Annotated in this window: 22 protein-coding genes; 13 read left to right on the top strand and 9 right to left on the bottom strand. The window is 58.8% G+C overall.

Annotated elements, in window-relative coordinates; genetic code table 11:
* Nucleotides 1–63 precede the first annotated feature (63 nt).
* A complete protein-coding gene (locus ACA044_RS01915) occupies nucleotides 64–501 on the top strand; it encodes a YkgJ family cysteine cluster protein (protein WP_258697980.1) in 438 nt (145 codons plus the stop codon).
* 201 nt (nucleotides 502–702) lie between these two features.
* Here the strand turns inward: ACA044_RS01915 and typA are convergent, their stop codons facing one another.
* Entirely contained in the window at nucleotides 703–2523 is a 1821-nt protein-coding gene (gene typA, locus ACA044_RS01910) for a translational GTPase TypA (RefSeq protein WP_090176728.1), read from the bottom strand.
* Between the two features lie 139 nt (nucleotides 2524–2662).
* Complete coding sequence (gene thiI / locus ACA044_RS01905; protein WP_497444927.1) at nucleotides 2663–4117, bottom strand: tRNA uracil 4-sulfurtransferase ThiI; 1455 nt, start codon at nucleotides 4115–4117, stop codon at nucleotides 2663–2665.
* 330 nt (nucleotides 4118–4447) lie between these two features.
* Here thiI and glnA point away from each other — a divergent pair, with 330 nt between their 5' ends.
* From glnA to ntrC, 6 genes are all read left to right on the top strand, one after another.
* A complete protein-coding gene (gene glnA / locus ACA044_RS01900; protein ID WP_007907861.1) occupies nucleotides 4448–5854 on the top strand; it encodes a glutamate--ammonia ligase in 1407 nt (468 codons plus the stop codon).
* 134 nt (nucleotides 5855–5988) lie between these two features.
* Nucleotides 5989–6537, top strand: coding sequence for a chorismate mutase (locus ACA044_RS01895; RefSeq protein ID WP_497444926.1), 549 nt, complete (start codon nucleotides 5989–5991; stop codon nucleotides 6535–6537).
* 101 nt (nucleotides 6538–6638) lie between these two features.
* Complete coding sequence (locus ACA044_RS01890) at nucleotides 6639–7154, top strand: DUF4124 domain-containing protein (RefSeq protein WP_497444925.1); 516 nt, start codon at nucleotides 6639–6641, stop codon at nucleotides 7152–7154.
* The gene (locus ACA044_RS01885; RefSeq protein ID WP_497444924.1) at nucleotides 7151–7765 is read left to right on the top strand and encodes a DUF4124 domain-containing protein; all 615 of its coding nucleotides are present in this window, start codon (nucleotides 7151–7153) and stop codon (nucleotides 7763–7765) included. Before ACA044_RS01890 ends, ACA044_RS01885 begins: the two co-directional genes overlap by 4 nt.
* Before the next feature lie 437 nt (nucleotides 7766–8202).
* On the top strand, nucleotides 8203–9288 hold the full coding sequence (glnL, locus tag ACA044_RS01880) for a nitrogen regulation protein NR(II) (protein WP_497444923.1): 1086 nt from the start codon (nucleotides 8203–8205) through the stop codon (nucleotides 9286–9288).
* Nucleotides 9285–10721, top strand: coding sequence for a nitrogen regulation protein NR(I) (gene ntrC / locus ACA044_RS01875; protein WP_497444922.1), 1437 nt, complete (start codon nucleotides 9285–9287; stop codon nucleotides 10719–10721). Before glnL ends, ntrC begins: the two co-directional genes overlap by 4 nt.
* A 550-nt stretch (nucleotides 10722–11271) precedes the next feature.
* On the opposite strand, the gene ACA044_RS01870 is transcribed toward ntrC, so the two are convergent.
* On the bottom strand, nucleotides 11272–11712 hold the full coding sequence (locus ACA044_RS01870; RefSeq protein ID WP_497444921.1) for a hypothetical protein: 441 nt from the start codon (nucleotides 11710–11712) through the stop codon (nucleotides 11272–11274).
* Here ACA044_RS01870 and ACA044_RS01865 point away from each other — a divergent pair.
* Nucleotides 11711–12166: a tRNA (cytidine(34)-2'-O)-methyltransferase gene (locus ACA044_RS01865; protein WP_007949025.1), complete on the top strand. Its 456-nt coding sequence runs from the start codon at nucleotides 11711–11713 to the stop codon at nucleotides 12164–12166. The two genes, ACA044_RS01870 and ACA044_RS01865, sit on opposite strands and share 2 nt — an antisense overlap.
* A 132-nt stretch (nucleotides 12167–12298) precedes the next feature.
* On the opposite strand, the gene secB is transcribed toward ACA044_RS01865, so the two are convergent.
* The 3 genes from secB to ACA044_RS01850 are packed head-to-tail and all read right to left on the bottom strand — an operon-like array spanning nucleotide 12299 to nucleotide 13510.
* A complete protein-coding gene (gene secB / locus ACA044_RS01860; RefSeq protein ID WP_007897410.1) occupies nucleotides 12299–12784 on the bottom strand; it encodes a protein-export chaperone SecB in 486 nt (161 codons plus the stop codon).
* A 56-nt stretch (nucleotides 12785–12840) separates the two neighbouring features.
* Nucleotides 12841–13095 (bottom strand): glutaredoxin 3, encoded by a 255-nt coding sequence (grxC, locus tag ACA044_RS01855; RefSeq protein WP_007939440.1) that lies wholly within the window; start codon nucleotides 13093–13095, stop codon nucleotides 12841–12843.
* 1 nt (nucleotide 13096) lies between these two features.
* Nucleotides 13097–13510, bottom strand: a complete 414-nt coding sequence (locus ACA044_RS01850; protein WP_038978558.1) for a rhodanese-like domain-containing protein — start codon at nucleotides 13508–13510, stop codon at nucleotides 13097–13099.
* Between the two features lie 153 nt (nucleotides 13511–13663).
* Here ACA044_RS01850 and gpmI point away from each other — a divergent pair, with 153 nt between their 5' ends.
* The 5 genes from gpmI to ACA044_RS01825 all read left to right on the top strand — a co-directional run bounded on the left by gpmI (nucleotide 13664) and on the right by ACA044_RS01825 (nucleotide 20253).
* Nucleotides 13664–15193, top strand: coding sequence for a 2,3-bisphosphoglycerate-independent phosphoglycerate mutase (gene gpmI, locus ACA044_RS01845; RefSeq protein WP_497444920.1), 1530 nt, complete (start codon nucleotides 13664–13666; stop codon nucleotides 15191–15193).
* Nucleotides 15194–15461: 268 nt separating this feature from the next.
* Complete coding sequence (locus tag ACA044_RS01840) at nucleotides 15462–16754, top strand: murein hydrolase activator EnvC family protein (RefSeq protein ID WP_497444919.1); 1293 nt, start codon at nucleotides 15462–15464, stop codon at nucleotides 16752–16754.
* Between the two features lie 31 nt (nucleotides 16755–16785).
* A complete protein-coding gene (locus tag ACA044_RS01835) occupies nucleotides 16786–18111 on the top strand; it encodes a S41 family peptidase (protein ID WP_497444918.1) in 1326 nt (441 codons plus the stop codon).
* A 1-nt stretch (nucleotide 18112) separates the two neighbouring features.
* Nucleotides 18113–18910 carry a divergent polysaccharide deacetylase family protein gene (locus ACA044_RS01830; protein ID WP_497444917.1) on the top strand — a complete coding sequence of 266 codons (798 nt, stop codon included), beginning with the start codon at nucleotides 18113–18115 and terminating at the stop codon, nucleotides 18908–18910.
* Between the two features lie 104 nt (nucleotides 18911–19014).
* Nucleotides 19015–20253, top strand: coding sequence for a trypsin-like serine peptidase (locus tag ACA044_RS01825; RefSeq protein WP_497444916.1), 1239 nt, complete (start codon nucleotides 19015–19017; stop codon nucleotides 20251–20253).
* Between the two features lie 3 nt (nucleotides 20254–20256).
* On the opposite strand, the gene ACA044_RS01820 is transcribed toward ACA044_RS01825, so the two are convergent.
* The 3 genes from ACA044_RS01820 to hisA form a co-directional block, all read right to left on the bottom strand.
* Nucleotides 20257–21012, bottom strand: coding sequence for a substrate-binding periplasmic protein (locus ACA044_RS01820; protein WP_497444915.1), 756 nt, complete (start codon nucleotides 21010–21012; stop codon nucleotides 20257–20259).
* A 73-nt stretch (nucleotides 21013–21085) separates the two neighbouring features.
* The gene (gene hisF / locus ACA044_RS01815) at nucleotides 21086–21856 is read right to left on the bottom strand and encodes an imidazole glycerol phosphate synthase subunit HisF (protein WP_007897430.1); all 771 of its coding nucleotides are present in this window, start codon (nucleotides 21854–21856) and stop codon (nucleotides 21086–21088) included.
* Nucleotides 21857–21865: 9 nt separating this feature from the next.
* Entirely contained in the window at nucleotides 21866–22603 is a 738-nt protein-coding gene (hisA, locus tag ACA044_RS01810) for a 1-(5-phosphoribosyl)-5-[(5-phosphoribosylamino)methylideneamino]imidazole-4-carboxamide isomerase (protein ID WP_497444914.1), read from the bottom strand.
* Between the last annotated feature and the right edge of the window lie 40 nt (nucleotides 22604–22643).

Raw genomic sequence — 22643 nt, 5'->3', positions numbered from 1 at the left:
TGTTCAAAAATCCACCAGTCCCGGTATGATCGCGCGCCCTGATGCACACGCTGGTAACAACCGATGATGAAGCCCAACCTGATCGCCGCCGCGGAGATCGATCGCCTCGATACCTGGGCCAAGTACTCTGCCCCAATGTGCGGCGCCTGCGTGTCCAGTTGCTGCACCTTGCCGGTCGAGGTCAAGATCAAGGATCTGATCCGTATCGGCATCGTCGACGAATTCGAGCGTGGCGATCCGCCGAAGAACATCGCCAAGCGTTTGCAGAAGGAAGGGATCGTCGAGCGCTATAACCAGAAGTCCGAGATCTTCACCCTTCAGCGCATGAGCAACAACGATTGCCTGTACCTGGATCGTAAGAGCCGTTTGTGCACTATTTATGATAAGCGCCCGGACACCTGCCGCAATCACCCGAAGATCGGACCGCGGCCGGGGTATTGCGCGTACAAGCCCAAAGAAGTGGTGCGCGAGAACAATCCGCGGACGCTGGACAAGTTCTGATTTCCTATCTTCGTTGTCTGACAGATTGCTTTTGCGGGCAAGCCTCGCTCCTACAGGATTAGCGCGAACACCACTAACCCTGTAGGAGCGAGGCTTGCCCGCGAAGAGGCCCCCACAAACACTGCAAAAACCCCAGACAAACAAAAACGCCCCCGACCTTGCGGTCGGGGGCGTTTTTTTAGCTGCTAACTAAGTCGAAACTCAGTTACCGCTTTTCTTGGCAGCGCGGGTACGCTCGCTTTCGCCCAGGATCTTCTTGCGAAGACGGATGGACTTAGGAGTGACTTCGCACAATTCGTCTTCTTGAACGAATTCCAGAGCCTGCTCCAGGGTGAAGCGGATAGGCGGAACCAGAGCGATGGTTTCGTCTTTACCCGAAGCACGCATGTTGTCGAGCTTCTTGCCTTTGGTTGGGTTGACGCCCAGGTCGTTGTCGCGGCTGTTGATGCCGACGATTTGACCTTCGTACACGTCTTCGCCGTGACCCAGGAACAGTTTGCCGCGAGCTTGCAGGGTTTCCAGCGAGTAAGTCAGTGCCTTACCGGTAGCAACCGAAACCAGCACGCCGTTCTGACGGCCGGACATGTCGCCGGACTTCATCACGTCGTAACGGTCGAAGATCGAGGTCAGGATGCCTGCACCGGAGGTCAGGGTCAGGAACTCGTTACGGAAACCGATCAAGCCACGAGCCGGGATGTTGTACTCAAGGCGAACACGGCCCTTGCCATCCGGAACCATGTTGGTCAGGTCGCCTTTACGGATACCGATCTGTTCCATGATCGAACCTTGCGATTCTTCTGGCAGGTCGATGGTCACGTTTTCGTACGGTTCGTGCTTGACGCCGTCAACCATGCGGATGATCACTTCCGGACGACCAACACCCATTTCGAAGCCTTCGCGACGCATGGTTTCGATCAGTACCGAGAGGTGCAGCTCACCACGGCCGGAGACTTTGAACTTGTCGGCGGTGTCGCCTTCTTCAACGCGCAGAGCAACGTTGTAGAGCAGTTCTTTGTCCAGACGTTCCTTGATGTTACGGCTGGTGACGAACTTGCCTTCTTTACCGCAGAAAGGCGAGTCGTTTACCTGGAAGGTCATGGAAACGGTTGGCTCGTCAACGGTCAGCGGCTTCATCGCTTCGACGTTCAGTGGGTCGCACAGAGTGTCGGAGATGAACAGCTGGTCAAAGCCGCTGATGCAGACGATGTCGCCGGCAGCTGCTTCTTCAACGTCGATACGGTGCAGACCGTGGTGACCCATCAGCTTCAGGATACGGCCGTTACGCTTCTTGCCGTCGGCGTCGATAGCCACAACCGGAGTGTTCGGCTTGATGCGACCACGAGCGATACGGCCAACGCCGATAACACCCAGGAAGCTGTTGTAGTCCAGAGCGGAGATTTGCATCTGGAACGGACCGTCACGGTCGACTTTTGGCGCAGGTACGTTGTCGACGATCGACTGGTACAGCGGAGTCATGTCTTCAGCCATGTCGGTGTGTTCCAGACCGGCAATGCCGTTCAGGGCCGAGGCGTAGACAACTTTGAAGTCCAGCTGTTCTTCGGTAGCACCGAGGTTGTCGAACAGGTCGAAGATCTGGTCCAGAACCCAGTCCGGACGCGCGCCCGGACGGTCAACCTTGTTGATCACCACGATTGGACGCAGGCCGGCTTCGAAAGCCTTCTTGGTCACGAAACGGGTTTGCGGCATAGGGCCGTCTTGAGCGTCAACCAGCAGCAGAACGGAGTCAACCATCGACATTACGCGTTCAACTTCGCCGCCGAAGTCGGCGTGGCCCGGGGTGTCCACGATGTTGATGTGGTAGCCGTTCCAGTTGATGGCGGTGTTTTTCGCCAGAATGGTAATACCGCGCTCTTTCTCCTGGTCGTTGGAGTCCATCACGCGCTCGTCGTTGAGCTCGTTGCGCTCCAGGGTGCCGGATTGACGCAAGAGTTTGTCTACCAGGGTGGTTTTACCATGGTCAACGTGAGCAATGATGGCGATGTTGCGTAGATTTTCGATCACTTGTGTATCTCGATCAGAGGATTCGGTGTGCTGACAGGTCGTGGCAGCGATTAACTTTAGAGTCCGTCAAAGCCGTTACAGCTTGACGGCGGCGTCGGGGGGCCGGTGACGCAGGCCACAGGCAAACAGCCCCGGGCACTTAGCTCGGTCGATAAACGCGCACATTGGCATGCCCCTCACTGAGCAAATGGTGGGCATGCAGGCGACTCATCACGCCTTTGTCGCAATACAACAGGTACTGGCGAGTAGGGTCCAGTTCCTTGAAACGAGCGTTCAATGCATAAAACGGCATCGTCTGCACCTCAATGCCAGCGAGTTCCAGCGGCTCGTCTTCAGCGGCATCCGGGTGACGGATGTCGATGATGATCTGGCCCGCCAGTGCTTCGCTGACTTCTTCGATCTGCAAATCCTGGCCCAATTCGTCGATCACGCGATCGATCGGCACCAGTTTGGCGTTCTCGAGCGCACGCTCGAGCACCGCCATGTCGAATTCTTTCTCTTCATGCTCCACACGCGGACGCTTGGCGTGGGTCTTTGGGTTCACCGAGATGACCCCGCAGTATTCCGGCATGTGCTTGGCGAAATCGGCAGTACCGATTTCGTTGGCCAGGTCGATGATGTCCTGCTTGTGACTGGCGATCAGCGGGCGCAAGACCAGCTTGTCGGTCACGCAGTCGATCACGGACAGGTTCGGCAACGTCTGGCTCGACACCTGGGAAATCGCTTCGCCGGTGACCAGCGCTTCGATCTCCAGCCGATCGGCAATACGGGAAGCAGCGCGCAACATCATACGCTTCAAAACTACACCCATATGACTGTTATCGACTTTCCCGAGAATTTCTCCCAGCACTTCCTCGAACGGCACACTGACAAATAACACGCGTTGGGAGCTGCCGTACTTCTTCCAGATGAAGTGCGCGACTTCCATCACGCCCAGCTCGTGGGCACGTCCGCCCAGATTGAAGAAGCAGAAATGGCTCATCAGACCGCGACGCATGATCTGGTACGCGGCAACCGTGGAATCGAAGCCACCGGACATCAATACAAGCGTCTGCTCCAGGGCACCCAGCGGATAACCGCCGATGCTGTTGTGCTGGTTGTGGATCACGAACAACCGTTTGTCGCGAATTTCGATGCGAACTTCGATTTCAGGTTCTTTCAGCGAAATCCCGGCGGCGCCGCACTGACGACGCAACTGGCTGCCGACGTATTTCTCTACGTCCATGGAGCTGAATTCGTGCTTGCCGGCACGTTTGCAGCGCACCGAAAAAATCTTCCCGGCCAGCGAATCGCCGAAGTGCAGCTTGCACTTCTCGACGATGTCGTCGAAGTCGCCCAACGGGTATTCGTCGACTTGCAGGAAATGCGCGATGCCCGGCATGCAGCTCAGGCGCTCGGTCATCTCCTTCAGGGCTTTCGGATCGCTGACGCGGGTTTCCAGCTCGAGGTTGTCCCACACACCGTTCACCACCACAGCCGGGTCCAGATCGCGGAGCACGGTACGGATGTTTTTGGCCAACTGGCGGATGAAACGCATCCGTACCGGGCGGCTCTTGATGGTGATCTCGGGGAAGACTTTTACGATTAGTTTCATGAAAACAGCGCGCGCTGGGCCAGCCGAAAAAGGGGGGCGCGGATTATAGCGGAAATTGCTCAAGGTTTAACCAGTTAATGTGCAGAAGGTTTTGCGCGCACCAAAACAGGTCATTCTCGAGATTAGACGCTACATTACAGGGCAAGGTTTTGCGCCTTTCGGGGCCTTGCACCTTTATAAGCGTGATATTGGGGCAAAAAACCCATGGTGGGGCACTGGCATGCAATTTGCTCCCTTGTGAGGCAGGTTGCCATGGCAGAGTATTCGCGCCGGCATCACCCACATTCTAAGGGCATCCACTACTAAGCCCGAAGCCACCCGGAGGACACTATGTCGAAGTCGGTTCAACTCATCAAAGATCATGACGTCAAGTGGATTGATCTGCGCTTCACGGACACCAAAGGCACTCAGCACCACGTGACCATGCCGGCTCGCGATGGGCTGGATGAAGCTTTCTTCGAAGAAGGCAAAATGTTCGACGGTTCCTCCATCGCTGGCTGGAAAGGCATCGAAGCCTCCGACATGATCCTGATGCCGGACGACAGCACTGCCGTTCTCGACCCGTTCACCGAAGAGCCGACCCTGATCCTGGTTTGCGACGTGATCGAGCCTTCGACCATGCAAGGCTACGACCGTGACCCACGTGCGATCGCCAAGCGTGCCGAGGAATACCTGAAGTCGACCGGTATCGGCGACACCGTATTCGTTGGTCCAGAGCCTGAATTCTTCATCTTCGACGAAGTGAAGTTCAAGTCCGACATCTCCGGCTCCATGTTCAAAATCTTCTCCGAACAAGGTTCGTGGATGTCCGACCAGGACGTGGAAGGCGGCAACAAAGGCCACCGTCCAGGCGTCAAAGGCGGCTACTTCCCTGTTCCGCCGTTCGACCACGACCACGAAATCCGTACCTCCATGTGCAACGCCATGGAAGAAATGGGCCTGGTCATCGAAGTTCACCACCACGAAGTGGCGACTGCCGGTCAGAACGAAATCGGCGTGAAGTTCAACACCCTGGTTGCCAAGGCTGACGAAGTTCAAACCCTGAAGTACTGCGTACACAACGTTGCTGACGCATACGGCCGCACCGCGACCTTCATGCCTAAGCCTCTGTACGGCGACAACGGTTCGGGTATGCACGTTCACCTGTCCATCGCCAAAGATGGCAAGAACACCTTCGCTGGCGAAGGCTATGCCGGCCTGTCCGATACCGCTCTGTACTTCATCGGCGGCATCATCAAGCACGGTAAGGCTCTGAACGGCTTCACCAACCCGTCGACCAACTCCTACAAGCGTCTGGTCCCAGGTTTCGAAGCTCCAGTGATGCTGGCTTACTCGGCTCGCAACCGTTCGGCTTCGATCCGTATTCCTTACGTGTCCAGCCCTCGTGCTCGCCGTATCGAAGCTCGCTTCCCGGATCCAGCAGCCAACCCGTACCTGGGCTTCGCTGCACTGTTGATGGCTGGCCTGGACGGCATCCAGAACAAGATCCACCCTGGCGACGCTGCTGACAAAAACCTGTACGACCTGCCGCCTGAAGAGGCGAAAGAGATCCCACAAGTTTGCGGCAGCCTGAAAGAAGCCCTGGAAGAGCTGGACAAAGGTCGTGCGTTCCTGACCAAAGGCGGCGTTTTCAGCGACGACTTCATCGACGCTTACATCGCCCTGAAAAGCGAAGAAGAAATCAAGGTTCGTACCTTCGTACACCCACTGGAATATGAGCTGTACTACAGCTGCTGATCCGGTAGCGCTGCAGCACGCGGCGTGACAAAAGAGAGGCCTCCTTCGGGAGGCCTTTTTTATGGGCGAATGTCTGTCATCGGATGCACAGTTACGTGCATCATGGCCTTCACCCGATAAAGCCGAGATCCTCCATGCGCCTACGCCCATGCCTTGCCTTGCTTACCGTCTTGCTGGCCAACAGCGCTTTTGCCAGCCCGGCACCTGCCACCCTCGCCCCGCTGCTTGGCACCATCGAAGAACGCCTGGCGATTGCCGATCAGGTCGCACTGAGCAAATGGGACAGCGGCAAACCTGTCGAAGACCGTCAGCGCGAGCGCGAGGTGATTGCCGCCGCTGTCGCCCTGGCACCGACCTATAAATTGAGCAACGAAGCTGTCGAACAATTCTTCTCGGCACAGATCGAGGCCAACAAACTGGTGCAATACGCACATCTGTCTGACTGGCATGCGCAAGGCAAGGCGCCCAACGATCCTCGCCCCGATCTCGTTGGGCAGATCCGCCCACAACTTGATCGGTTACAAAAACGCCTGCTGCAACAACTGGCCGATTTCAGCCCTTATCGCAACGACCCACAGTGCCCGTCCTGGCTGGCCAAGGCCAATAAACCCAACGCCCAAGTGTCGCTGCGCGAGCTCGCCCAGGTACGCGCCACCGCTGAGCTGTGCAGCGCCAGCCGCTGAGCCGGCCTGCCGACATGCGCTGAAGTGCTCTATGCTCAGCGCTTAGTCGCCATGAACGGAACAGGGCCGAACACTTGCCCAACGGCCAATGGAAGCCTGCAATGCGCTCATTGTTGTTATGCCTGCTTGTACTGATCGCCCTGCCCGCCACCGCGCAGATCTACAAGTACACCGACGCCAACGGCAACACTGCCTACAGCAATCAACCGCCTGATGGCGTAAAGGCTCAGCCCGTGGAGTTGCCGCCGCTTAACAGCGTCGAGCTTCAACCGCCGAGCGAGCCTGTAGCGCCTGCGCAATCCCGTAGTCGTGAACAACCCGGCAGCGCCTACCAGGTGCTGGAACTGACCGGTCTACCCACCGAAGAAGCCCTGCGCGCCAACAACGGCACGTTCACCGTCAGCGTACTGATCCAGCCACGCCTGCAAAGCCCTCATCGATTGAGGCTGTTACTGGACGATCAACCCTACGGCCAACCGAGCAACGTACCGACTCTGCAATTGGTGAACATCGACCGTGGCGAACACCGCTTTGCGGTTCAGGTGATCGATGGGCAAAACGTCGTGCAGCAGAGCCCCACTGTGACTCTCACCGTACAACGGGTGCATAAGCCTTGAGGATCTGGCTGCTGGTCGCGTGCCTGATCAGCCTGCCGGCAATGGCCGAGGTCTTCACCTACATCGACGCCCAGGGCAATCGGGTCTTCACCGATCAACCGGGCACCCGTAACGCCAAGCGTGTGCCACTGGCAACGAGCAATCGAATGTCGGCCAACCCGAGCGGCATGGCGCCCATAACCGCTGCGAAACAGAACCAGGCCAAACCACCGTTTCATTACGACATGCTCCGTGTGCTGGTGCCGGAGCCGGATGCCACGATCCGTAGCAATACCGGAGAATTGATCGTCAGCGTTACCAGCGAACCCGGCCTGCAAAAGGGTCATCGCTATCGTTTGCTGCTGGACGGCCAGCCCACCGCCGAACCCAGCCCAAGTCCGGTGTTCGCCCTGAGCAACATCGACCGTGGCAGCCATAACCTGTCGGTGGAAATCCTCGACGAACAGGGCCACACCGTCGAACGCACGGCCAATCAACCGTTCCACATGCTGCGCATTTCCCTCGCGCAGAAACGCCAGGCTAAACCCTGCGTCCTCACCGACTACGGCCAACGGCCGGAATGCCCCCTCAAAGACAAACCCATCGAGCCAAAAAGCCTCTTCTGGCACTAATGCCAGTCAGTTGAGCAATTTCAACCGCGACGCACTCCTTGTAGCAGCTGCCGAGCCCGCGAGGCTGCGTTCGGCTGCGTAGCAGTCATGAGTCCGGCAGACTCGGTCTGCCTGACTCATCGCAGTTTCTGATTTTACGACTGCTTCGCAGCCGAACGCAGCCTCGCAGGCTCGGCAGCTGCTACGGATAACATTACAGCTTCGCGTCTTTATAACTTCGTTCAGGTTTGCGCACTATATTGGTGCAATGATCTGCACCGCACTCACGTTTCAACCCATTTTGGTTCGAAAGCACCCGCAAAAACTGGCAGAACGCCACGCAAATGAGCGTCAAACGCCTGTTTCAGGCTCTAAACGCTTCTTTTCGGAGCCTTGGTTTGGTTTTTGCATTTTCCTTGTATCGGCGCTTTTTTCTTGCGCACGCAAAAGAGGTCCTGATGACCATTAGCGATGCACTACACCGCTTGCTACTCGACAACCTGACCACCGCAACCATTCTGCTCGACGCCGAATTGCGCCTTGAGTACATGAACCCGGCGGCGGAGATGCTGCTGGCCATTAGCGGTCAGCGTAGCCATGGGCAGTTCATCAGTGAATTGTTCACCGAGTCCACCGAGGCGCTGAACTCGCTGCGCCAGGCGGTCGAGCAAGCGCACCCGTTCACCAAGCGCGAAGCGATGCTCACCGCTCTCACCGGCCAGACCCTGACCGTCGACTACGCCGTGACGCCGATCCTGAGCAATGGCAACACCATGCTGCTGCTGGAGGTTCACCCTCGCGACCGCTTGCTGCGAATCACCAAGGAAGAGGCCCAGTTGTCGAAGCAGGAAACCAGCAAGATGCTGGTACGCGGCCTCGCCCATGAGATCAAGAACCCTCTGGGCGGAATTCGTGGCGCAGCTCAGTTGCTCGCCCGTGAGTTGCCGGAAGAAAGCCTGCGCGATTACACCAACGTCATCATTGAAGAGGCCGATCGCCTGCGCAATCTGGTGGACCGCATGCTCGGCTCCAACAAATTGCCGTCGCTGGCCATGTGTAACGTTCACGAAGTGTTGGAGCGTGTCTGTCACCTGGTGGAAGCCGAAAGCCAGGGCTGCATCACTTTGGTGCGCGACTACGACCCAAGCATTCCCGACGTGTTGATCGACCGCGAACAAATGATTCAGGCCGTGCTGAACATCGTGCGCAACGCGATGCAGGCCATCAGCAGCCAGAACGAGCTGCGCCTTGGTCGCATCAGCTTGCGCACCCGCGCCATGCGCCAGTTCACCATCGGCCACGTGCGCCATCGCCTGGTGACCAAGATCGAAATCATCGACAACGGCCCGGGCATTCCCGCGGAGTTGCAAGAAACCATCTTCTTTCCCATGGTCAGCGGCCGTCCAGACGGTACCGGGCTGGGCCTGGCCATTACCCAGAACATCATCAGCCAGCACCAGGGCCTGATCGAATGTGACAGCCATCCAGGCCACACCACGTTCTCGATCTTTCTGCCACTGGAACAAGGAGCCACATCGACATGAGCCGTAGTGAAACCGTGTGGATCGTCGATGACGACCGTTCTATCCGTTGGGTCCTGGAAAAAGCCTTGCAGCAGGAAGGCATGACCACGCAAAGCTTCGACAGCGCCGATGGCGTGATGAGCCGCCTGGCGCGCCAGCAGCCGGACGTGATCATCTCCGACATCCGCATGCCGGGTGCCAGCGGTCTGGACCTTTTGGCGCGGATTCGCGAACAACACCCACGGCTGCCGGTCATCATCATGACCGCCCACTCCGATCTGGACAGCGCTGTCGCCTCCTATCAGGGCGGCGCATTCGAATACCTGCCCAAGCCGTTCGACGTCGACGAAGCCGTTTCCCTGGTCAAGCGCGCCAACCAGCACGCTCAGGAACAGCAAGGCCTGGAAGTCCCGGTCGCCTTGACCCGCACCCCGGAAATCATTGGCGAAGCGCCGGCGATGCAGGAAGTGTTTCGCGCCATCGGGCGTTTGAGCCACTCCAACATCACTGTGCTGATCAATGGCGAATCCGGTACCGGTAAAGAACTGGTGGCCCACGCCCTGCACCGTCACAGCCCACGGGCGGCCTCGCCGTTCATTGCGCTGAACATGGCGGCGATCCCCAAGGACCTGATGGAGTCCGAGCTGTTCGGCCATGAAAAAGGCGCATTCACCGGCGCGGCCAACCTGCGTCGTGGGCGCTTTGAACAGGCTGACGGCGGCACGCTGTTCCTCGATGAAATCGGCGACATGCCGGCGGACACTCAGACTCGCTTGCTGCGGGTATTGGCGGACGGTGAGTTTTACCGCGTCGGCGGCCACGTGCCGGTGAAGGTCGATGTACGAATCATCGCCGCGACTCACCAAAATCTGGAAACGCTGGTGCACGCCGGGAAATTCCGTGAGGACTTGTTCCACCGCCTCAACGTGATCCGCATCCACATTCCGCGGATGTCGGACCGTCGCGAAGACATCCCGACCCTGGCCAAGCACTTCCTCAGCCGCGCCGCGCAAGAACTGGCGGTGGAACCGAAGCTGCTGAAAAGCGAAACCGAGGAATACCTGAAAAACCTGCCGTGGCCGGGCAACGTGCGCCAACTGGAGAACACCTGCCGTTGGATCACCGTGATGGCTTCGGGTCGCGAAGTGCACATCAGTGACCTGCCGCCAGAGCTGCTGAGCCTGCCGCAGGATTCGGCACCGGTGACCAACTGGGAGCAAGCGCTGCGTCAGTGGGCTGATCAGGCCCTGGCACGCGGCCAATCGAGCCTGCTCGACAGCGCCGTGCCGGCCTTCGAGCGGATCATGATCGAGACTGCCCTCAAACATACCGCCGGCCGCCGCCGCGATGCCGCCGTTTTGCTGGGCTGGGGGCGTAATACCCTGACTCGCAAGATCAAGGAATTGGGGATGAAGGTTGATGGTGGGGATGATGATGAGGGGGATGAGGGCTAGTTAGTGCTTTCAATTTTCGTCGCTCTCTAGATCCATTCGCGGGCAAGCCTCGCTCCTACAGGTCCGGTGTGAACTCCGAATGGTGGTCAACGCCGGACCTGTAGGAGCGAGGCTTGCCCGCGAAGCTTTTGGGGCCAACGTGCACCGACTGAATGCACCATGAACCGCAATCGCGCACGACAACCGATCCAAAATCCCACCTCCACCTGCAAGAAAACCCATATCACAGAAACACAAAAGCCCCGAACTACGGAGCTTTCAGCGCTGCTCAACGGTTTTCTGTTGCAACTTGTTAAAAACTGGCACGCCCCCTGCATTAGTCCAATCAGTGATTCGATTCACTACCCAGTTTCGGGGACCTTGGTACAGGCAGGCCGGGGATTCCCCTCTTTACACCGGGCTCATACCGCAACAGCGACGAGCCCATCCCGTTTTGGGGTCCTTGGTACAGGCAGGCCGGGGATTCCCTCTTTACACCGGGCTCACGACGCAATGCGCGAGCCCTCCCGTTTTGGGAACCTTGGTACAGGCAGGCCGGGGATTCCCTCTTTTATTGCTCTCGGAGATGGATCTCCAGCCGCCAGCGGTCATCGACCTCGCTACCGGCCCACTCGCCCTGCAGCGGCCGGGCCGCCACCACCGTCAGCAACAAACCCCCATCACTCAACCGCGTTCGCCAGTTCACGTCCTTGCCGTTGAGCTTGAGCTGACCTTTCTGTGCCTTGCCTTCAGCCTCGAACAAGAGCGCCACGCTGCCGTCGACTATCTCGCCGTGGGTTTTGGGTTCGTTGTTGAACCACACCACCAGCCCATCGCTCGTCACCTCGACCTGTTGCAAAACGCTGGGGTCGGGCGCGGTCAAACGACCGATCATCAGGCCCACCATCACCCCGACAATCGCCAGCGAAGCCATCACCCGCGGGAATAGTTTCGAACGAGGGTCCTTTGGCGGCGTAGAATGCCCGTCATCTTTACCTTCGGAGCCGTGCATGTTTCACGTCATCCTTTTCCAACCAGAAATTCCGCCGAATACCGGCAACGTTATCAGGCTGTGCGCCAACAGTGGCTGCCACCTGCATTTGATCGAACCGCTGGGCTTTGAGATGGACGACAAGCGCCTGCGCCGGGCCGGCCTCGATTACCATGAGTATGCCACCCTGCAACGCCACGCGGACCTCGCCAGCTGCCTGGAAAGCCTCGGTCATCCACGGCTGTTCGCCTTTACCACCAAAGGCTCGCGGCCATTTCACGACGCCAGCTTCGCCGAGGGCGATGCCTTCCTGTTCGGCCCGGAAAGCCGTGGCTTGCCGGCCGAAGTACTCGATGCCCTGCCCGGTGAGCAACGCCTGCGCCTGCCCATGCGCGAAGGCTGCCGCAGCCTGAACCTGTCCAACACCGTGGCGGTTGCCGTGTATGAAGGCTGGCGCCAGCTCGGTTTTAAATAACACCCCATAACAAATGTGGGAGCGGGCTTGCTCGCGAAGGGGCCATCAGCTGCAACATTAATGCTGACTGATACACCGCCTTCGCGAGCAAGCCCGCTCCCACATTGGACTTGCTTCGACGCTCAGGACCGCTTATTGAACGGTCGGAGTCTCGCCAGCTGCCTGCATGCGTTGCAGCTCTTGTGCGTACAGGGCGTCGAAGTTCACCGGGGCCAGCATCAGGGCCGGGAACGAACCGCGGGTCACCAGGCTGTCCAGGGTTTCGCGAGCGTACGGGAACAGGATGTTCGGGCAGAACGCGCCCAGGGTGTGGCTCATCGAAGCATCGTCCAGGTTCTTGATCAGGAAAATCCCGGCCTGTTGCACTTCAGCAATGAACGCCACTTCTTCACCGTTTTTCACGGTGACCGACAGGGTCAGCACGACTTCGTGGAAGTCGCCTTCCAAAGCCTTCTGGCGGGTGTTCAGATCCAGACCGACACTCGGCTCCCACTGCTGGCGGAAGATCGCCGGGCTTTTCGGGGCTTCGAAGGACAAGTCACGTACGTAGATGCGCTGCAAGGAGAATTGCGGTGCGGTTTCTTCTTCGCTAGCTGCAGTGTTCTGTTGGTCAGTCATCTCAGATCCTTTCTGATCTCGGGTCTTATAGGGTTGGCTATTTTTGAGGAAGGCAGTCAGGCCTTGAGCATGGCGTCGAGCTTGCCGGCGCGCTCCAGGGCAAACAAATCATCACAGCCGCCAACGTGGGTGCTGCCGATCCAGATCTGCGGCACGGACGTACGCCCGGCCTTCTGAGCCATCGCGGCACGTACCTGCGGCTTGCCATCGACCTTGATCTCTTCAAAGGCTACGCCTTTGTTCTCGAGCAGGTACTTGGCTCGCGAGCAATAAGGGCAGTAATCGCTGGAATAGACGACGACGTTGTTCATATCACTTCACCAGCGGCAGATTGTCGGCTTTCCAGCTGGAAATACCACCAGACAATTTGGCGGCGGTGAAGCCGGACTTCATCAATTCGCGGGCATGGGTGCCGGCAGTCTGGCCCATGGCGTCAACCAGGATAATGGTCTTGGCCTTGTGCTTTTCCAGTTCGCCAACGCGAGCGGTCAGTTTGTCGTGAGGAATGTTCAACGCGCCAACAATGTGACCAGCGGTGAAATCCTTGATCGGACGGATGTCGATGACCACGCCTGCGTCCTTGTTGACCAGCCCGGTCAGTTCACCGGTGCTCAGGCTACGGCCGCCGCCTTGCATCTGATAAGCGATCAGCAACGCCAGCAGTACGACGAAGATACCGACGAGCAAATAGTGGTTAGTGGCAAATTCAATCAGGTGAGCAACCATCGAAGGAGGTTCCAGGGCGTTAAAATGTCGGCCAGTATACACAGCCACTATGGTGGGCCAAACCCCGTCCGGCGGTGACGCGGATTGAACTTGGCTTTAAACTGCCACTCCCTTTTCCATCGCCCTCTTTTAATTCAGCCACGAGTGGAATCCATGACTACCACGCCTAAACCTTTGGTCCTGATTATTCTCGACGGCTTCGGTCACAGTGAGAGCCCTGAATCCAACGCCATCTATGCCGCGAAGAAGCCCGTACTGGACCGCCTGTGGGCCACCGTGCCGAACGGCCTGATCTCGGGCAGCGGCATGGACGTCGGCTTGCCGGACGGCCAGATGGGCAACTCCGAAGTCGGTCACATGAACCTTGGCGCCGGCCGCGTGGTGTACCAGGACTTCACCCGCGTGACCAAAGCGATCCGCGACGGCGAGTTCTTCGAGAACCCGACCATCTGCGCTGCGGTGGATAAAGCCGTTGCTGCCGGCAAAGCCGTGCACTTCATGGGTCTGCTGTCCGATGGCGGCGTTCATAGCCACCAGGATCACCTGATCGCCATGGCTGAGCTGGCCTACAAGCGCGGCGCCGAAAAAATCTACCTGCACGCGTTTCTTGATGGCCGTGATACACCACCGAAAAGCGCCCAGTCGTCGATCGAATTGCTGGATGCGACCTTCGAAGCCCTCGGTAAAGGCCGGATCGCCAGCATCATCGGCCGTTACTACGCCATGGACCGCGATAACCGTTGGGACCGCGTGTCTCAGGCCTACAACCTGATTGTCGATGGCAACAGCGAATTCAACGCCGCTACCGCGCAGGAAGGCCTGCAAGCCGCTTACGAACGTGGCGAGAGCGACGAGTTCGTCAAAGCCACCAGCATCGGTGAGCCGGTCAAGGTTGAAGACGGCGACGCCGTAGTCTTCATGAACTTCCGCGCCGACCGCGCTCGCGAACTGACCCGCGTGTTCGTCGAAGACGATTTCAAGGAATTCGAACGCGCTCGCCAGCCTGCACTTGCCGGTTTCGTCATGCTGACCCAATACGCCGCCAGCATTCCCGCGCCGTCGGCCTTCGCCGCGAGCAGCCTGGACAACGTGCTGGGCGATTACCTGGCGAAAAATGGCAAGACGCAGCTGCGCATCGCCGAAACCGAGAAGTACGCCCACGTGACTTTCTTCTTCTCGGGCGGCCGCGAAGAACCGTTCCCGGGCGAAGAACGCATCCTGATTCCGTCGCCGAAAGTCGCCACCTATGACTTGCAGCCTGAGATGAGTGCCCCGGAAGTCACCGACCGCATCGTCGATGCCATTGAAAACCAGCGTTACGACGTGATCGTGGTCAACTACGCCAACGGCGACATGGTCGGCCATAGCGGTGTATTCGACGCGGCTGTCAAAGCGGTTGAATGCCTGGACCTGTGTGTCGGTCGCATCGTCGATGCACTGGAAAAAGTCGGCGGCGAAGCCCTGATTACCGCCGACCACGGCAATGTCGAGCAAATGTCCGATGCATCCACTGGCCAGGCGCACACTGCGCATACCACCGAGCCGGTGCCGTTCATTTATGTCGGCAAGCGTGCTCTCAAGGTGCGTGATGGCGGCGTGCTGGCGGATGTCGCGCCGACCATGCTGATGTTGCTGGGGCTTGAGAAGCCAGTGGAAATGACCGGGACTTCGATTCTGGTCTGATCAGATCCATCTGACGACGCCATACCCTGTGGGAGCGGGCTTGCCCGCGATAGCAATCTGACAGCCAACTTCTATGTTGAATGTCAGGACGCCATCGCGGGCAAGTCGGATCGCCGCACCGCCGCTCCCACAGTGGTTTGTGGTGGTTTCGAAGACTAATTACCCCTGAACCCCACTCCAGTTATCACACAGCCCCAATTGGGCATTTTTTTTGCTGCGCTTGGCGGGCATACTAGGCCGTCCCTTTCCCCTGGTGTCGCCCGCCTCTATGCTTCGCGTCTTGATAGCCCTTGCCCTGACCTGCCTGCTTCAACCGGCCTTTGCCGACGAGCGCACGCAAACCCAACAACAGTTGGACGCCACGCGTCAGGACATTGCCGAGCTGAAGAAACTGCTGGGTAAACTCCAGGAAGAAAAATCCGGGGTGCAGAAAGACCTCAAAGGCACCGAAACCGAGATGGGCAAGCTCGAGAAGCAGGTCGAAGCCCTGCAAAAAGAGCTGAAGAAAAGCGAATCCGAGCTGCAGCGACTCGATGGTGAGAAAAAAAAACTCCAGAGCGCGCGCATTGAACAGCAACGACTGATCGCCATTCAGGCCCGAGCCGCCTATCAGAATGGCCGCCAGGAGTACCTGAAGTTGCTGCTCAACCAGCAGAATCCGGAAAAATTCGCCCGCACCCTCACCTATTACGACTACCTGAGCCAGGCCCGCCTGGAGCAGCTGAAGAATTTCAACGAAACCCTGCGCCAACTGGCCAATGTCGAAAAAGACATCGCCATGCAGCAGGCTCAATTGCTGGTGCAGAAGAGCAGCCTCGACAGCCAGCGCGACGAACTCGACAAGGTTCGCAAAGAGCGCCAGCAAGTCCTGGCCAAGCTCAGCGACGACGTGAAGGCTCGCGATCAGAAACTGGCGGCGCGCGAGCAGGATCAGGCGGACCTGTCTAAAGTCCTTAAAACCATCGAAGAAACCCTGGCCCGTCAGGCCCGAGAGGCAGAAGAGGCGCGGCAAAAAGCGCTGATCGCCCAGCAGGAAGCCGAAAAAAAGCGTTTACGTGAGGCTCAGGCTGAAGCAGATGCCACCGACGCCCCACGCAAAACCGTTAAATCGACACCCGGCGCACTGGTTTCAAGTTCAGGCGAGACCTTTGGCGGCCCCTTTGCTTCCACTCGCGGCAAACTTCCATGGCCGGTTGATGGTCGACTGCTGGCACGCTTCGGTGAAAGCCGTGGCGACGATGCCCGTACCAAATGGGACGGCGTGATGATCAGCGCCTCCGCCGGCAGCCAGGTGCATGCCGTTCACGGCGGCCGAGTGGTGTTTGCCGATTGGCTGCGAGGCGCCGGGTTGCTGGTGATCCTCGACCACGGCAACGGTTTTTTGAGTCTTTACGGTCACAACCAGACGCTGCTCAAATCTGCGGGTGACGTGGTAAAAGCCGGTGAGTCCATCTCCACTGTCGGTAGCAGTGGCGGGCAGGACACACCAGCGCTGTATTTCGCTATTCGTCAGCAGGGTCACCCGAGTGATCCGGCGCAATGGTGCCGTGCGCAAGGATAAGCACGTTACCTAATTCAGGAGTTCGTTCGACATGCTGTATTTGTCCCGCCTTACCTCGCTGGCCCTGACGATTGCCCTGGTCATCGGCGCGCCATTGGCGTTTGCTGCTCAACCAGCCCCGGCGGTCGCACCTGCCGGCACCGCTGCGACCACCAAGGCGCCATTGCCGCTGGACGAGTTGCGCACCTTTGCCGAAGTCATGGACCGGATCAAGGCAGCCTATGTAGAACCGGTCGACGACAAGACCCTGCTGGAAAACGCCATCAAAGGCATGCTCAGCAACCTCGACCCGCACTCCGCGTACCTGGGCCCGGAAGACTTCGCTGAATTGCAGGAAAGCACCAGCGGCGAATTCGGCGGCCTGGGCATCGAAGTCGGCGCCGAAGACGGTTTCATCAAAGTGGTTTCGCCCATCGATGACACCCCGGCCTCCAAGGCTGGCATTCAGGCCGGCGACTTCATCGTCAAGATCAACGGCCAGCCGACTCGTGGCCAGAGCATGACCGAAGCCGTGGACAAGATGCGCGGCAAGATCGGCCAGAAGATCACCCTGACCCTGGTTCGCGACGGCGGTGCACCGTTCGACGTGACCCTGGTCCGCGCCATCATTCAAGTGAAAAGCGTGAAGAGCCAGTTGCTGGAGTCCGGCTATGGCTACATTCGCATCACCCAGTTCCAGGTGAAGACCGGCGAAGAGGTCTCCAAGGCTCTGGCCAAGTTGCGCAAGGACAACGGCAAGAAGCTCAGCGGCATCGTCCTCGACCTGCGTAACAACCCGGGCGGCGTACTGCAATCGGCGGTGGAAGTGGTCGACCACTTCATCACCAAGGGCCTGATCGTCTACACCAAGGGCCGCATCGCCAACTCCGAATTGCGCTTCTCCGCCACCGGCAAGGACGAAAGCGAAGCCGTGCCAATGGTCGTGCTGATCAACGGCGGCAGCGCCTCGGCCTCGGAAATTGTTGCCGGTGCCCTGCAGGATCAGAAACGTGCGGTCGTCATGGGCACCACCAGTTTCGGCAAAGGCTCGGTACAAACCGTGTTGCCACTGAACAACGAACGCGCACTGAAAATCACCACGGCGCTGTACTACACGCCAAACGGCCGCTCGATTCAGGCTCAGGGCATCGTCCCGGACATCGAAGTGCGCAAGGCCAAGATCACCAACGAGCAGGACGGCGAATACTTCAAGGAAGCCGATCTGCAAGGTCACCTGGGCAATGGCAACGGCGGTGCCGACAAACCGACCGGCTCCAGCGGCAAAGCCAAGGCCAAGGCCATGCCGCAGGATGACGATTACCAGTTGGCCCAGGCCCTGAGCCTGCTCAAAGGACTGAGCATTACCCGCGGCCACTGAGATGCGCCTGCGGTTGCTCCTCGGTCTGCTGTGCTGTCTGGCGAGTGTTGCTCACGCGGCGCCCGCCACGACAGCGACCACACCTCAAAAGGCTTATCTGAGCCTGATCATCGATGACTTGGGGCAGAACCTGCCCCGAGATCGCCGCGTGCTGGCCCTGCCCGGCCCGGTCACCACGGCAATCATGCCCGATACGCCCCACGCCACCGAATTCGCCCGCGAAGCCCATCGCGCCGGCAAGACCGTCATCCTGCACATGCCCATGGACCCGGCCACCGGGCCATTCGCCTGGCATCCCGAGTTGCCCATCGAAGAACTCGAGAAGCGTCTGAACGCGGCGTTCCAGGCTGTGCCGTTTACCGCGGGCATCAACAACCACATGGGCAGCCGCATGACCGTTCAGCAACCGGCCATGGCCTGGCTGATGGCGGACTTGCAGCGCCGACACAAGTTCTTCGTCGACAGCCGCACCAGTGCGCAAACCGTGGCGGCCGCCGAGGCGCAGAAGATTGGTCTGGCGAGCGTTTCGCGGGATGTGTTCCTGGATGACGAGCCCACTGAAGCCGCGATCTTTACTCAGCTACAGACGGCTATCGACTTGGCGCGCAAACAGGGTTCTGCGGTGATGATCGGGCATCCGTATCCGCAGACATTGGCGGTGCTTGAACGTGAATTGCCCAAGCTCAAGGCTCAGGGTATTGACTGGATCGACATCAAACTGATGATCAGCGTACGCGGCAATCGTGCCACGGCAGCGCACGGCAAGGATGGCCAGTACCGCCTTCCGACCGCCCGGTAATTCCTCGCAGCCCACTCCATTTCGCGATAACTATTTATACCTGCCGGTACACCGCCCCGTGCCACGATAGCGCTCACCCTGAATTTCATCACCAAGGAATGGACATGAAATACCTCAGCTTCTTTTGCTTCGCCGGCCTGATTGGCCTGCTGGCTATTTCCGCCGTGCAGGCCCGCGACTTGGGCGAAGACGCCGTCAACGATTCACCTTCAAGAGCCCTGCAAAACAGTGAACACTTTTATGAAATCTGGAGCGGTGTGGGACACCTCAGTCTCCAATCGGGTGAGAGCTGCAGCGCCGTTCTACTGGACACGCGAAACAGACAAGGCCGAGCCACCGGCCCTGCTTACCTGCTCACCAGCGGTCATTGCGTGTTCTTTCAGTACGGATCGGCGCGGGCCAATCTGCCTTTGAAAGCCAGCGTCACCTTCCACTACTTTCATGACACACCACAGCGCAAGCGCCGATACGCCATCCGGACCGCCCGATGGAGCAGTCTGGTCGGGACCGATCTTGCAGTACTCGAGGTCGACGCGACATTGGCGTCGCTGATACAGGCCTGGGTCAACCCGCTCAAACTGGCGTCCCATCAAACCTACGAGAGTCAGGATGCGCTTAACGTTAGCGCGCCGAGTGGCTTTACCGAACAGGGGCTTCGATTGAGTGCCTGCGCTGAACAAACCGCCGGAACGTTCATCGATCACCCCGGGGTGTTCCCTTTGGCCATGAAAAACAGCTGCGACCTTCATGCTGGCAGCTCCGGCAGCCCGATGCTGAACCGCCGCACCAACGAAATCACCGGCATCGTCAGTAAAGTCGTGGCCTCGCGCAATACACCAGCGCCGCCCGACTGTGAGCACTCGACGTCTTGCAAGGCCGCCCGCTTCAACTACAGCTACTCGGCCAACTTTCTGCACAAGTGTTTTATTGACGGTGTCTTCACCCGCGATGGAGCGGGCTGTTCGCTGGAACCGGTCGAGCTGACTGTCACGGAGCCCTGGAAGCTCAAGTCATACGTTTATAGAACGCAAAACGCGGATGGGCAGATGGTATTACCTACGTGGGACTTCAGGTTCTCCCTCGAGGCGCCCTTCTATCGCTACAAAACGGTCCATAACGCCAGGGACTGCAAAGCTGCCGACAACTACAGCACCGCCATCAGCGCTGAAGATGCTTACATCAATACTGAAATCGGGCCACAAAGCGGCGCACATGCACTCTGCATTATCGGCGTAGCCTCAGGGGAACAGCAGCTGACAAGGGCGACGTTGAATAACGTTTTTACAAGTGCCGTGTACTTGAGCGCGACGCCGGCCGCTCCGTCTCAGGTTGTATCGAAGTGATGGTTACAGATACTTCGCCATGATGTCGTCCACCACGCCTTCCTTGCGCAGCTGATTCAGCGCGGCTTGCAGCTTGGCGACGGTTTCATCCGGAACGTCTTTATTCAGCGCCAGATACAACTCGGCGCTGTTGAAGCGCAGCACGGTCTTGAGCCCGTTCACGCCTTCCTGGCGCGCCAGATAGCGGCCTGCCGGGTCACCGGTGGCCCACAGGTCAATCTGGCCGTTGACCAGTTTTTTTGCGTTGTCCTGATCCCGCAGCACAACAATCGGCTTCAGCCCTTGCTTGGCCAGTGTCTCGGCAATCGCGTCGCCCTTGTAGGCGCCAATTTTGTATCTGCGCGCCTGCTCCAGCGACTCGAGGGTGATCTTGCTATCGGCCTTGGCCAGCATGATCCAGTCGTCCGGGCCGATAGGGCCGACCCACTTGAAGAGTTTCTCGCGGTCCGGCAGCCGCGCCATCACGAACACGCCATAACCGGGCTTTTCCAGGGCGAGCTTGTAGATTCGCTCCCAAGGGAAACGCAGCGTCAGGCTGTAAGTGATGTCGGCGCGCTTGAACATCTCGCGGACGATGTCCACGGCGATGCCATTGATGTTCTCGTCCTGAGCGAAGTTCTTGCCGTTTTTCGCCATGTTGTACGGCGGGAAATTTTCGGTCAGCAACACCAGGCCGGTGCCGGGACTTTCTTCGGCGCGGGCTCCGTTGATAAACAACAAAGAGGCGCTGGCGAGGACAAGAAGAAGACGTTTAAGCATGTCGGGCTACCGGAATCCATGGCGTGCTCAAGAGTGCCTTGAGCACGCCATACTGTCCACTGGCCTGCAGTGTTTAACGCATCACGATGCCGCGATGAGCCATGTAGGCCTTGGCTTCCTGCACGGTATATTCGCCGAAGTGGAAAATACTCGCTGCCAGCACTGCGCTGGCGTGGCCTTCGAGAATGCCGTCGGCCAAGTGCTGCAAGTTGCCAACTCCGCCGGACGCGATCACCGGAATCCCCAGCGCGTCGCTGATGGCCCGGGTGACGCCCAGGTCGAAGCCGTTTTTCATGCCGTCCTGGTCCATGCTGGTCAGCAGGATTTCACCGGCACCGAGGCCTTCCATCTTCTTCGCCCACTCAACGGCGTCGAGGCCGGTTGGCTTGCGACCGCCATGGGTGAAGATTTCCCAGCGCGGGGTTTCGCCCGGACCGGAAACTTTCTTCGCGTCGATGGCGACAACGATGCACTGCGAACCGAAATGCTGGGCCGCTTCGCCGACGAATTCCGGGTTAAACACCGCAGCGGTGTTGATCGAAACCTTGTCCGCACCGGCATTGAGCAAGTTGCGAATGTCCTGCACGGTACGCACGCCGCCACCCACGGTCAGCGGAATGAACACCTGGCTGGCCATGCGTTCGACGGTATGCAGCGTGGTGTCGCGACCGTCGACACTGGCGGTGATGTCGAGAAAGGTAATCTCGTCGGCACCTTGCTCGTCGTAGCGACGGGCGATTTCAACCGGGTCGCCGGCATCGCGGATGTTCTCGAACTTGACGCCCTTGACCACCCGGCCGTTATCCACGTCCAGGCAAGGGATGATGCGTTTGGCCAGCGCCATGGTGAGTCCTCAGCCTTTGTACGAATCGCAGAAAGCTTGCGCTTGAGCGACGTCGAGGGTGCCTTCGTAGATCGCCCGGCCGGTGATGGCGCCGATGATGCCTGGCGCCTTGGCGTCGAGCAGCGACTTGATGTCACCCAGATTGTGGATACCGCCGGAAGCGATCACCGGAATCTTTGTCGCAGCGGCCAGGCCGGCGGTGTACGAAACGTTGCAGCCCTGCATCATGCCGTCTTTGGCGATGTCGGTATAAACGATCGCGGATACGCCGTCGGCTTCGAATTGCTTGGCCAGGTCAATCACCTGAATGGTGCTGATCTCAGCCCAGCCATCGGTGGCGACGAAGCCGTCTTTGGCATCCAGACCGACAATCACCTTGCCCGGAAAAGCGCGGCAGGCTTCGGCAACGAAGGCCGGATCTTTCACGGCTTTGGTGCCGATGATCACGTAGCTCACGCCCGCTTTCACGTAGTGTTCGATGGTTTCCAGGGAGCGGATACCGCCGCCGATCTGAATCGGCAGGTTCGGGTAGCGCTTGGCGATGGCGGTGACCACTTCGCCGTTGACCGGCTGGCCTTCGAAGGCGCCATTCAGGTCGACCAGATGCAGACGGCGGCAACCGCCTTCCACCCACTTGGCAGCCATGCTCACCGGGTCATCGGAGAACACCGTGGAATCTTCCATGCGGCCCTGGCGCAGACGAACACAGGCACCGTCTTTGAGATCGATAGCGGGAATAATCAGCATCTGGCAAACCTTCAAATTCGAATGTTCAGCTTCGCTCGGA

It is taken from the genome of Pseudomonas sp. LBUM1673 (assembly GCF_059695645.1).
Note: the sequence above shows the minus strand (reverse complement) of the source record. Positions and strands in the feature narration are given on the sequence as shown.

Bases quoted from the DNA above. Each gene is read 5' to 3' on its own strand.
- glnA (WP_007907861.1), top strand. From the start codon at position 4,448: ATGTCGAAGTCGGTTCAACTCATCAAAGATCATGACGTCAAGTGGATT.
- thiI (WP_497444927.1), bottom strand. From the start codon at position 4,117: ATGAAACTAATCGTAAAAGTCTTCCCCGAGATCACCATCAAGAGCCGC.
- ACA044_RS01835 (WP_497444918.1), top strand. From the start codon at position 16,786: ATGCTGTATTTGTCCCGCCTTACCTCGCTGGCCCTGACGATTGCCCTG.
- gpmI (WP_497444920.1), top strand. From the start codon at position 13,664: ATGACTACCACGCCTAAACCTTTGGTCCTGATTATTCTCGACGGCTTC.
- hisA (WP_497444914.1), bottom strand. From the start codon at position 22,603: ATGCTGATTATTCCCGCTATCGATCTCAAAGACGGTGCCTGTGTTCGT.
- hisF (WP_007897430.1), bottom strand. From the start codon at position 21,856: ATGGCGCTGGCCAAACGCATCATCCCTTGCCTGGACGTGGATAACGGC.
- glnL (WP_497444923.1), top strand. From the start codon at position 8,203: ATGACCATTAGCGATGCACTACACCGCTTGCTACTCGACAACCTGACC.
- ACA044_RS01915 (WP_258697980.1), top strand. From the start codon at position 64: ATGATGAAGCCCAACCTGATCGCCGCCGCGGAGATCGATCGCCTCGAT.
- ACA044_RS01850 (WP_038978558.1), bottom strand. From the start codon at position 13,510: ATGGTTGCTCACCTGATTGAATTTGCCACTAACCACTATTTGCTCGTC.
- ACA044_RS01870 (WP_497444921.1), bottom strand. From the start codon at position 11,712: ATGCACGGCTCCGAAGGTAAAGATGACGGGCATTCTACGCCGCCAAAG.
- ACA044_RS01890 (WP_497444925.1), top strand. From the start codon at position 6,639: ATGCGCTCATTGTTGTTATGCCTGCTTGTACTGATCGCCCTGCCCGCC.
- ACA044_RS01895 (WP_497444926.1), top strand. From the start codon at position 5,989: ATGCGCCTACGCCCATGCCTTGCCTTGCTTACCGTCTTGCTGGCCAAC.
- ACA044_RS01840 (WP_497444919.1), top strand. From the start codon at position 15,462: ATGCTTCGCGTCTTGATAGCCCTTGCCCTGACCTGCCTGCTTCAACCG.
- grxC (WP_007939440.1), bottom strand. From the start codon at position 13,095: ATGAACAACGTCGTCGTCTATTCCAGCGATTACTGCCCTTATTGCTCG.
- secB (WP_007897410.1), bottom strand. From the start codon at position 12,784: ATGACTGACCAACAGAACACTGCAGCTAGCGAAGAAGAAACCGCACCG.
- ACA044_RS01830 (WP_497444917.1), top strand. From the start codon at position 18,113: ATGCGCCTGCGGTTGCTCCTCGGTCTGCTGTGCTGTCTGGCGAGTGTT.
- ACA044_RS01825 (WP_497444916.1), top strand. From the start codon at position 19,015: ATGAAATACCTCAGCTTCTTTTGCTTCGCCGGCCTGATTGGCCTGCTG.
- ntrC (WP_497444922.1), top strand. From the start codon at position 9,285: ATGAGCCGTAGTGAAACCGTGTGGATCGTCGATGACGACCGTTCTATC.
- ACA044_RS01820 (WP_497444915.1), bottom strand. From the start codon at position 21,012: ATGCTTAAACGTCTTCTTCTTGTCCTCGCCAGCGCCTCTTTGTTGTTT.
- ACA044_RS01865 (WP_007949025.1), top strand. From the start codon at position 11,711: ATGTTTCACGTCATCCTTTTCCAACCAGAAATTCCGCCGAATACCGGC.